9 protein-coding genes are annotated in these 10547 nt (G+C 69.8%); 3 read left to right on the plus strand and 6 right to left on the minus strand.

What is annotated here, in order from left to right:
• Positions 1-1600: ABC transporter ATP-binding protein (locus BFF77_RS17615; protein WP_066950509.1), on the plus strand; the 1600-nt coding region annotated here is incomplete at its 5' end.
• The gene (locus BFF77_RS17620) at positions 1597-2427 is read left to right on the plus strand and encodes an ECF transporter S component family protein (protein ID WP_066950512.1); all 831 of its coding nucleotides are present in this window, start codon (positions 1597-1599) and stop codon (positions 2425-2427) included. The genes BFF77_RS17615 and BFF77_RS17620, both read left to right, overlap by 4 nt.
• Before the next feature lie 82 nt (positions 2428-2509).
• Here the strand turns inward: BFF77_RS17620 and BFF77_RS17625 are convergent, their stop codons facing one another.
• The 6 genes from BFF77_RS17625 to BFF77_RS17650 all read right to left on the minus strand — a co-directional run bounded on the left by BFF77_RS17625 (position 2510) and on the right by BFF77_RS17650 (position 8332).
• The gene (locus tag BFF77_RS17625; protein ID WP_066950515.1) at positions 2510-3646 is read right to left on the minus strand and encodes a PQQ-dependent sugar dehydrogenase; all 1137 of its coding nucleotides are present in this window, start codon (positions 3644-3646) and stop codon (positions 2510-2512) included.
• Positions 3647-3942: 296 nt separating this feature from the next.
• Positions 3943-4734: a hypothetical protein gene (locus tag BFF77_RS17630; protein WP_066950531.1), complete on the minus strand. Its 792-nt coding sequence runs from the start codon at positions 4732-4734 to the stop codon at positions 3943-3945.
• A 296-nt stretch (positions 4735-5030) separates the two neighbouring features.
• Positions 5031-6011 (minus strand): NAD(P)H-binding protein, encoded by a 981-nt coding sequence (locus BFF77_RS17635; protein ID WP_066950517.1) that lies wholly within the window; start codon positions 6009-6011, stop codon positions 5031-5033.
• Positions 6012-6093: 82 nt separating this feature from the next.
• Complete coding sequence (locus tag BFF77_RS17640) at positions 6094-6843, minus strand: SDR family NAD(P)-dependent oxidoreductase (protein ID WP_066950519.1); 750 nt, start codon at positions 6841-6843, stop codon at positions 6094-6096.
• 204 nt (positions 6844-7047) lie between these two features.
• Positions 7048-7533: a DUF302 domain-containing protein gene (locus BFF77_RS17645; protein ID WP_066950521.1), complete on the minus strand. Its 486-nt coding sequence runs from the start codon at positions 7531-7533 to the stop codon at positions 7048-7050.
• Between the two features lie 289 nt (positions 7534-7822).
• Positions 7823-8332, minus strand: coding sequence for a winged helix-turn-helix transcriptional regulator (locus tag BFF77_RS17650; RefSeq protein WP_066950524.1), 510 nt, complete (start codon positions 8330-8332; stop codon positions 7823-7825).
• A 581-nt stretch (positions 8333-8913) separates the two neighbouring features.
• On the opposite strand from BFF77_RS17650, the gene BFF77_RS17655 reads away from it, so the two are divergent.
• Positions 8914-10488 carry a S8 family peptidase gene (locus tag BFF77_RS17655; RefSeq protein WP_066950527.1) on the plus strand — a complete coding sequence of 525 codons (1575 nt, stop codon included), beginning with the start codon at positions 8914-8916 and terminating at the stop codon, positions 10486-10488.
• Positions 10489-10547 lie beyond the last annotated feature (59 nt).

The following is a 10547-nucleotide window of genomic DNA, read 5'->3' on the forward strand; positions in this document are numbered from 1 at the left end:
CCTCGTCGTCGGCCACACCGGGGTCGGCAAATCCACCCTCCTCGGCGCCGTCAACGGTCTGGTACCGCACTTCACCGGCGGCACCCTGCGCGGACGCGTCACGGTCGACGGCCGGGACACCGCCGAACACCCGCCCCGCGAACTCGCCGATGTCGTCGGCCTGGTCGGCCAGGACCCGCTCGACGGCTTCGTCACCGACACCGTCGAGGAGGAACTCGCCTACGCGATGGAACAACTGGCCGTCGCGCCCTCGGTCATGCGCAAGCGCGTCGAGGAGACCCTCGATCTGCTGGGCCTGGCGGACCTGCGCCACCGCGCCCTGTACGAACTCTCCGGCGGCCAGCAGCAGCGCGTGGCCATCGGCTCCGTCCTCACCGCGCACCCGCGGATCCTGGTCCTGGACGAGCCGACGTCCGCGCTCGACCCGGCCGCGGCCGAGGAGGTGCTGGCCGCCGTCACCCGCCTCGTCCACGACCTCGGTGTCACCGTGCTCCTCGCCGAACACCGGCTGGAGCGGGTCGTCCAGTACGCCGACCGGGTCCTCCATCTGCCCGGCGACGGACGCGTGGTGCCGGGCCCGCCGGCCGAGATCTTCCGTACCTCGCCCATCGCCCCGCCCATCGTGGAACTCGGGCGCGCCGCGGGCTGGTCACCCCTGCCGCTCTCCGTCCGGGACGCCCGCCGCGCCGCCGTACCGCTGCGTGCCCGGCTCGCCGACACACCGCCGCCACCCGTCCGTCCGGTGCAGGGCGCCGACCGGCCCGGTCTCCTCAAGGCCCGGGGCGTCACCGTGGCCTACCACGGCGTACCGGCCGTACGGGAAGTCGATCTCGACCTGCGCGGCGGCGAGGTCACGGCGCTCATGGGACGCAACGGCTCCGGCAAGTCCTCCCTGCTGTGGGCCCTCCAGGGCTCCGGGCCCCGAAAGGCCGGCACCGTACAGGTCACCTCCGCCGACGGAACGCGCAGGCGCGACCCGAGGACGCTGTCCGCGTCCGCGGCCAGGCGACTGGTCGGTCTGGTGCCCCAGACACCCACCGATCTGCTCTATCTGGAGAGCGTCGAGCAGGAACTCGAACAGGCCGACACCGAGTCCCGTCACTCTGCCGCCTCTTCCGCCTCTGCCGCCCTTGCTGTCTCCGACGCCGCCGGCTCCGCACCGTCCGCCCGTGCGATCCTCGACCGGCTCGCTCCCGGCATCGACGACGCGACCCATCCACGCGACCTGTCCGAGGGACAGAAACTCGCCCTCGTCCTCGCCGTCCAGCTCACCGCCGCCCCCCAGGTCGTCCTGCTCGACGAACCGACACGCGGCCTCGACTACCGGGCCAAGTCCCAGCTCATCCGGATCGTGGACGCTCTCGCCGCCGAGGGCCGGGCCGTCGTGATCTCCACCCATGACGTCGAGTTCGCCGCCCGCGCCGCCGACCGGGTCGTCGTCATGGCCGAGGGCGACATCGTCGCCGACGACCTGACCTCGGAAGTCATCGTCGCCTCACCCGTCTTCGCACCACAGGTCGCGAAGATCCTGGCACCCCTGCCCTACCTCACGGTCGACCAGGTGACCGCCGTGCCCCGCGACGACGAGGCGGACTCATGAGCCGGCGTGCCGCCGCCATCGGCATCGCGCCCCGGGCCGGAATCGTCATCGCCATGGCGGCCTTCCTCGGTGTCGTCGCCTTCTTCTGGCCCTTTCTCGTCGCCCCGGGCACATTCGGTGCCGCCTACGCGCCGCCCCTGATCTTCGGCGTGCTCCTCGTCCTCGTCCTGTGTGTGGTGATCTCCGAGATCGCCGAGGGCGGCATCAACTCCAAGGCGCTCGCCATGCTGGGAGTGCTGTCGGCGGTCAACGCGGCCCTGCGTCCGCTCGGCGCGGGCACGGCGGGCATCGAGACCGTCTTCTTCGTCCTCGTCCTGGCCGGGCGCGTCTACGGTCCCGGCTTCGGCTTCACCCTGGGCTGCACATCCCTCTTCGCCTCCGCGCTCATCACCGGCGGAGTCGGCCCCTGGATGCCCTACCAGATGTTCGGCTGCGCCTTCGTCGGCATGCTCGCCGGCCTCCTCCCGAAGGCCACCGGCCGACGCGAGGTCCTGATGCTGGCGTTCTACGGAGCACTCTCCGGCTATCTCTTCGGCTTCCTCCTCAACCTCTCCTTCTGGCCGTTCTCGCTGGATCCGAACAGCTCCATCGCCTACCTGCCCGGACTGCCCTTCACCGAGCAGTGGCAGCGTTACCTCGCCTTCGACCTGGCCACCTCCCTCGGCTGGGACACCGGCCGCGCCGTGACCAACTTCGTGTGCGTCGCACTCGCCGGCCCCGCCGTCCTCACCACCTTCCGCCGCGCCGCGCGCAAGGCCCGCTTCCAGGCCCCCGTCCGCTTCACCACTCCCACTGCCACCCCCGCCCCGGACGGGCAGGACCGGTGAACGACGGGGCCGGAGAGCAGACCAGGCCCGGTGCTGATGTCTCAGCACCGGGCCTGGTCCGGGGTGTCAGCCGACGAGATGGTTACGCCGGGTCGATGCGGGAGACGGTGCCGCCGATGGCGAGCACGTAGAGCTCGCCGTTGCCGCCCTCCACGAACGAGATGACCTCGCCGCCGTTGACCCCGAGGTCGCTCTGGCCGGTCACCGTGCCGTTCTTGATCCGCAGAGTGCGGACGGTGCCGTCGCAGTAGTCGCTGAAGACGTACTGGCCCCTGAGGTCCGGGATCGCCTTGCCGCGGTAGACGAATCCGCCGGTCACCGAGCAGCCCAGCCCGTTACGGTCGTACTCGTACACCGGCGGCACATGGTTCGCGGGCTCCGTGCCGCCCCGGAAGGGATGGGTGCCCTCCATCGAGGACCAGCCGTAGTTCTCGCCGCCCTCGCTGGCGGCCGGGGCCCAGTCGATCTCTTCCCAGGCGCTCTGGCCGACGTCGCCGATCAGCAGGTCGCCCGTGCCCGCGTCGAAGGAGAACCGCCACGGGTTGCGCAGCCCGTACGCCCAGATCTCGTCCTTCGCGGCCGGGTCGTCCACGAACGGGTTGTCCGCCGGGATGGCGTACGGCCTGCCACCGCTCGGGTCGATCCGCAGCAGCTTGCCGAGCAGCGTGTCGAGGTTCTGTCCGTTGCCGTGCGGGTCGCCGCCGGAGCCGCCGTCGCCGAGAGCGATGTAGAGATAACCGTCGGGGCCGAACTTGATGTCCCCGCCGTTGTGGTTGGAGTACGGCTGGGTCTGGGTGATGACGGTGCGCCGGGTGTTCGGCCGGATCTTGCCCTGCCGTACGGCGAACTCGTCCACGGTGCTGGTGCCTTCGAGGTTCGTGAACGAGATGTAGAAGTGCGCGAACTTCTTGTCGAACGCGATGCCCAGCAGGCCGCGTTCGCCGTCGGTGGTGGTCTCGGCGGATATGTCGAGGACGGGCGCGCCGAGCCCCTGACTGCCCAGGACCCTTACGGTGCCCGCGCGTTCGGCTATCCAGACCGTGCCACCGGGGCCGGCGGTGCCGGCGATCGGATTCTGGGCCATGGCCACCTTCGTGAGAGCGACCTTCGCCGCCTTACGCGGGGCGGCGGGCTCCTCGGCGGAAGCCGTGCCCAGGGCGAGGGAAGCGACAAGGCAGATGGTGCCGATGATCGCAGAGCTTCTGGTGCGAACGTTCACCGTGACTCTCCTAGAAGCGGCGAATGGGGGGAACCCGGCTGCTTGGGACAGAGTTGCGGGCGTCGCCCGTGCCAGCACGCAACCTGGGTGGGGGGATTGTGTGTCACTGGCCACTGATGAGGATACAGGGACAGGGGCGGCTGGCCTAGACCAATGCTCCCTCCATGCGCATTCGTTCGGCTTTCCGCTGCGCCCCCGCTCTCCCCGCGCCCGGACCGCGCTCGGGCAAAGCGGCGCCGGACCGCCCCTGAGGACGGCCCGGCGCCGTGTGTCCAGCCGGATCCGAACGGAAGACCCTAGCGGACGTCGATGTAGTCGCCGGTCGCGCTGACCGTGGCGGCGGTCGCCGAGCCCGCGTAGGTGAAGCGGTAGTAGCCGTCGGCGGAGGCGGTGACGGTGGTCTTCAGGGAGCCCGTGGTGCTGGACTTGATTCCCTTGACGTTCACGTAGTTGGTGGTCCCGGCCTTGCGGAACTGCAGGGCGACGGACTGGCCGCCGTAACCGATGTCCTTGTGGCTCTCCCAGTTCGCCAGGGTCAGGGTGCCGGTGACCGTGATGGTCTTGCCCTTCTTCACCGGCTCGGGGGCCGCGTTGGCGGTCAGCTTGGTGGCGCGCAGCACCTTGAAGGTCTTCGCGGGGTCCCTGAACCGGTAGTCGCCGTCGGCGCCGATCGCGTAGGCCCACATCTTCCAGGTGCCCGCCTGCGAGTTCTTGCTCACGCCGAAGTGCCGGTTCGCGGTGCTCTTCAGAGTGAAGGAGCAGGTGTAGGTGGTGACGAGGTGCTGACCGCAACTGGGGAGCGTCACACCCCAGTCGTTGTGGTTGACGTCGGTGCCGTGGTAGAGGATCCCGCCGGCGTCGCTGATGCCGTTCGGGTCGGAGGCCGTCAGCTTGACGGTCACGGACGCAGCCTTGCCCGAAGCGCCGACCACGATGGACTTGCCGTCGTTGACGATCACGTTGGACAGCTGGGTGTCGCCCTGTACGTCGTCGGCCGGAGCGGCCGGAGCGGCCTGAACGGCCGGCAGGGCGAGAGCGGACAGGGCCGAGGCGCCGACCACGACGGCCGCGGCGGAACGGATACGCATACGCATGATTACCCCCACATCAGGTGCGGTCCCGCCGAATCTCCCCCCGGCGGGTGACGGTGGCGTCGTGACCACTGTGCACAGGCTTTCGCATCCCGACGAGGGATTCCCCGCGACCGCCGACGGCTCGTCGAGCGGCCATTACCGGACACGGACATCATCACCGTCCGACCCCGTCGGCGGCCCCGCCCGTTCACGCACACCCGGTGCCGTGCCCGGCCCGTGCCGCGTCGGCGGGAGGAACCTCTTACGCCGCTGCGACGAGAACCGTGGCGGATCCGTCCGGTTCGACCGCGTCACCTTCGATGCGGATGAAGGCCGCGGATCCGCGATGCTGTGATGTGCCGCCATGAACCGTCCGGCGCCGGCTTCGGGGGCGTGAAGCGCGGACCGTTGTGGTCGAAGTCGTGCCTCCTGCCGATGACGAACTCCTCCACGGTCAGGGGAGAGCGGTCGCCGATGACCTCGATGAGGTTGTTCGTGCCCCGGAAGACACCGTTGCGGTAGTCGACGGCGACATTGCTCAGATGCTGGATCAGATGGGACGGCGCCCCCTGGGAAGCCAACCCGTCCGCGAACTCCTCCACGCTGATGGGTTCATATGTGACGGGAATCCCGAGTGCTCGCGAGACCGCCTCGGCGATCCCGTGGTGGTCCATCTCGACCGGGCCATGGAGAGGATAGACCTGGCGGTCGTGCGGCTCCGGCCTCTCAAGGACGGCGGCGATCACATACGCCTGGTCGGCCCCGGTGACGGGAGCGTGACGGCCGTTGCCGAACGGAAGGCGGAGTACGCCCTCGTCCCCCTGGCGCCCCCACCACCAGCTGATCCATTCGGTGAAGAACGTCGGCCGAAGGTGTGTGGTGAGCATCGACGTCCGGTCGAGCAGGCGCTCGGCGAGCCAGTGCTGGCGCGCCTGGTCGCTGACGGCCTCCCGGCGCGCCGAGATCTGTGACATGTTGACGACCGATCGGACGCCGGCCTCGGTGGCCGCCTGTGCGAAGGTGACGGTGGCGTCGAGCAGCCCCGGGGCGATCGGGTAGCAGAAGTACGCTCCGCTCACTCCGCGCAGGGCGGAACCCACGTCGTGGAGGCCGAGCAGGTCGCCCACGACGGTCTCGGCGCCCGCGGCGGCGAGCTGCCGTGAGCGGTCGTCCTCCCGGTGCACGAACGCACGTACCCGATGCCCTCGTTCCAGGAGCAGCCGTGCGGCGGTTCTCCCCGTGTTCCCCGTGGCGCCGGTGATCAGGAAGAGCCGGTCATCGTTCTTCGTCATGCGCGTCGGCCTCCTTGCGAATGACACGTGTTCACGAACTCGTCCGACGTGACGAGTTCCCTGGTCCGGACGGACTCCGTCCTCAGACTTGAGCCATGCCGCCGTCGACCCTCAGATCCATGCCCGCGCAGAAACTGCTCTCGTCGGACGCGAGGAAGAGGGCGGCGGCGGCGATTTCCTCGGGATGTCCCATGCGTCCGAGGGGGACGAGCGAGGTGAAGGCCGCCCTGAGCGCGTCCGCGTCTTCCTCGGAGTCCGTCTGGCTCTCCACGATCGGGGTGTCGATCGGGCCGGGGCTGAGGGTGTTGACCCGGATGCCGCGGTTCCCGAGCTCCTTGGTCCAGGTGCGGGCGTAGGACCGTACGGCGGCTTTGGCGGCGCTGTAGGTGGTGTATTTCTCGATGCCGGCGTCGGCGGCGATCGATCCGACGAGGATGATCGATCCGCCGTCGTTCATCAGCGGCAGCGCTTTCTGGGCCGTGAAGAGAGTGCCACGGGCGTTGAGACCGAAGGTGCGGTCGAAGCCCTCCTCGGTGATCCGGCCGAACTCCTGCGGATCGACCAGACCCGAGTTGGCGACGACGACGTCGATCCTTCCCTTCTCCTTCGCGATGGTCCGGAAGAGACGGTCCAGATCGTCGGAGACCGTGACGTCGCCCTGGACGGTCGTGACGTTCCCGCCGATCTCGTCCTTCGCCTTGTCCAGTTCCGGCCGGTGCCGCCCGGTGATGAACACGTGAGCGCCCTCCTCCGCGAACTTCCGCGCGATCGCGAATCCGATACCGCTGCTGCCGCCGGTGACGAGGGCGACCTTGCCGTCCAGTCTGTTCATGGCTGCGACCTTTCGGGTGTGACGGGGCCCGTCTGTCTCCGGCCACCGTGCTTTCCCGCCGCCCTCGTGCTCGCGTTCGCGTGGGCCGGACCGGGAGCTACCGCCCGCCCGAAACGGCCGACGGTCCGTCCGGTGTGACGCCGGCGGCCGTACGGCGGACCGGGAGGCGCGGACGGAGGGCCTGCGGTCGGGTGGCCGGGTGGCCTACGACCGGGTCACGGGTCCGATACCGAGGTGGACCAGCAGGGCGTCGAGTTCGCGGTCGAGTTCGAGTCCGACACGCGTGATGGCCGGGTTGCCGAGTCCGGCGAATACGGTGCTGGGCTGGTCGATCGCGAAGACGGTGTGGCCGTCGGCGTCCTCGTACAGCGCGACCCGCAGAGGGGCGTAGAGCAGAGCGGCGGGATCGTGGCGGAACATGCGTTCCGCGATGACGTGGTTGCCCATGAGGTATTCGACGCAGGGACGGTTGTGGCCGGCCAGGGACATCAGGGGTGTCGCGTCGACCGTGGCGTAGATCATGAGGTCGTGGGGCGCGTAGGCGGCGATCGTCGCCTTCACCTCGTCCCAACTGGCCCGTGCCTCGAACAGTTCGGCCATCCGCTCGGTGTCGAGGGGTGGCACGGCGAGTTCGAAGCGGGAGCGGAACTCGTCGAAGGGTGCGTCGACAACGATCCTCAGACGGGTCATGGAGTGGTTCGTCGACTCAATCGCGAGAGAAGGTGAGACCGTCATAGTGCTCATCCCTTCCGATGAAGGTCTCCCGCGGCACATCGCCCGTCACCCGGGCGGACAGCCGTGCCGCGCGGTCGGGCACCATGGGCACAGACCTGCCACCCACACGCGGTCGGGCCGCACGCCTGTGACCGGTGACCCTCTACCCTCCGAACGTAACCCCGTAGCTTTCGATGTGCAACCCAGGCTCCGGGGCCGGTCGGGCCGGTGGCCGCGGGGCCGGTGGCGCGGCCCGTGCGACGCCTCAGCGGGCCGGTTCGAGTGCGGCGTCCGCGAGGGCAACGGGCTCCGGGGATCGCCAGGGCCGCAGCCAGGCGATCTCGCCGCGTACGGCCTCTCGCCCGCAGTTCTCGCAGAACCGGCACGCGTCGAGGGTGTGCCCGCAGACCGAGTGCAGGACCCGCATGGGCTCGGCCGGCTCGGCGGGGGACGTGTGCGCCTCACCCCAGGCGGCCAGCGCGTTCAGTACGGGAAGCAGATCGGCGCCCGCCGCCGTGAGCCGGTACTCGTGACGGCCCCGGCCGCTCTCGTCGCGGTAGGGGACCCGGGTCAGCAGACCCGCGTCCAGCAGGCGGCCGAGGCGGTTGGAAAGGATGTTGTCGGCGATTCCCAGCTCCGAGCGGAACGCGTCGAAGCGCGTCATGCCCAGGGTCGCGTTACGCATGATCAACAGGATCCACCTGTCCCCGACCACCGAGGACGCCCTCGCGATCGGGCAGGCCGCCCCCGGGTGCGACGACCGCTGTCCGCTCATGCCCACTCCCTCTCGTCACGGTCCGCTCGTCGTGGTCCATCCGGCATGGTCCGCCTCATGACTTTTATGATGCAAGTCAGCATCAACGAGTCTACCGCCGCCACCACCGGCGGCCGGCGATTCCCGCCGCGCGGAGCGCCGGGGCGAGCGGCCGCGTGCCGTCGGCGTGTTCCGACGCCGGAGGTGACGTGTTCCGTACACGTACCGAAGGACGGGGTTGCGGCGTCGCGGGGGACAACGGGCAGGCCGGATGCGGTTTTCGCGCCGTCGCACCGTCATCGGCATCGTGGCCGCCGTATGGCGGCTGTGTCACGTCTACCCGCGTCCTCTTGCGGAATTGCCGTGGAGCCATCAATCTTTCGGCTGGCGCACCGAGTTGGCACCCCACCCTGGACCTGTCCGATCAGCCCCGCTCTTCTGATTGTCATGTCCATGACGTAATTCCGCCATGCCGTCATCAGTCCTCGCAGAGCACGCGAAGTACAGCGCGCGGCCCGGAGCGGCGTCCGCCGGCTCCAGGCGCCTTCGCACCACGCCCCACCCCGCCATCAGCGCACCTCCTCCAGAGAAGGACCCCTCACATGTCAGCAGTGCTTCCCGCCCGGCGAAGATTCGGTCGTGCCCTCGGTACGGCAGCCGCCGCAGCCCTCGTACTCGGCGCCGTCACCGCGCTCCCCGCCAGCGCGGCCCCGCAGCAGGAGGGCCGGATCCAGTACGCCGGCGCCGCCGGCTCGATAGCCGACAGCTACATCGTCACCTTCCGCGGCTCCGCGGCCCAGGCCGGCTCGGCCTCCGGCAAGGCGCTGGCCAAGGAGTACGGCGCCACGATCGAGAGGACCTACACCAAGGCCCTCAACGGCTACGCCGTGCGCGTCTCCGAGGCGCAGGCGAAGAAGCTCGCCGGCGACCCGGCCGTCGCGTCCGTCGTCCAGAACCGGACCTTCCACACCGAGGCGACCCAGACCAACCCGCCCTCCTGGGGCCTGGACCGCATCGACCAGAAGAACCTCCCGCTCGACAGCAGGTACACCTACCCCGACTCCGCGGGCCAGGGTGTCACGGCGTACATCATCGACACCGGCGTCCGGATCTCGCACAGCGACTTCGGCGGACGCGCCACCAACGGCTACGACGCCGTCGACAACGACAACGTCGCCCAGGACGGCAACGGCCACGGCACGCATGTCGCCGGTACGGTCGCCGGCACCTCGTACGGTGTCGCGAAGAAGGCGAAGATCGTCGCCGTACGCGTCCTCGACAACGCCGGCTCGGGCACCACGGCCGGTGTCGTCGCGGGCATCGACTGGGTCGCGCGCAACGCCGTCAAGCCCGCCGTCGCCAACATGTCGCTCGGCGGCGGCGCGGACAGCACGCTCGACGCGGCCGTCCGCAACGCCATCGCGTCCGGTGTGACCTTCGCGGTCGCCGCCGGCAACGACGGCCTGAACGCGTCCAACTACTCGCCCGCCCGGGTCGCCGAGGCCATCACGGTCGGCTCCACGACCTCCACGGACGCCCGCTCCAGCTTCTCCAACACCGGTACGGCGCTGGACATCTTCGCGCCGGGCTCGTCGATCACGTCGTCGTGGAACACCAGCGACAGCGCCACCAACAACATCTCGGGTACGTCGATGGCGACCCCGCATGTGACGGGCGCCGCCGCGCTGTACCTGGCCTCCAACCCGACGGCCACGCCGGCCCAGGTCGCCTCGGGCCTGATCTCCCTGGCCAGCACCGGCGTTGTCACCAACCCGGGCACGGGTTCGCCGAACCGTCTGCTCAACGTGCCCGGCGGTACGGTCACTCCGCCCGGTGCGAGGTTCGAGAACACCGCCAACTACACGGTCAACGACAACGCCACCGTCGAGTCGCCGGTGACCGTGAGCGGTGTCGCGGGCAACGCCCCGGCCTCGCTGAGTGTCCCCGTGAACATCGTGCACACCTACGTCGGTGACCTCCAGGTCCAGCTGATCGCCCCCGACGGCTCCGCCTACACGCTCAAGGCGTTCGGCACCGGCGGCAGCGCGGACAACATCAACACCACCTACTCGGTCAACGCCTCCTCGGAGGTCGCCAATGGCACATGGAAGCTGCGCGTGACCGACAACGCGTCGGCCGACACGGGCTACATCGACTCCTGGGCGCTCCAGTTCTGAGGAGTGCGCACGGCGGCTGACGGCAGGTGAAGGACGCGGGCCGCACGGCCCGCGGGCCG

It is taken from the genome of Streptomyces lushanensis, assembly GCF_001700515.1.
Classification (GTDB): Bacteria; Actinomycetota; Actinomycetes; order Streptomycetales; family Streptomycetaceae; genus Streptomyces; species Streptomyces lushanensis.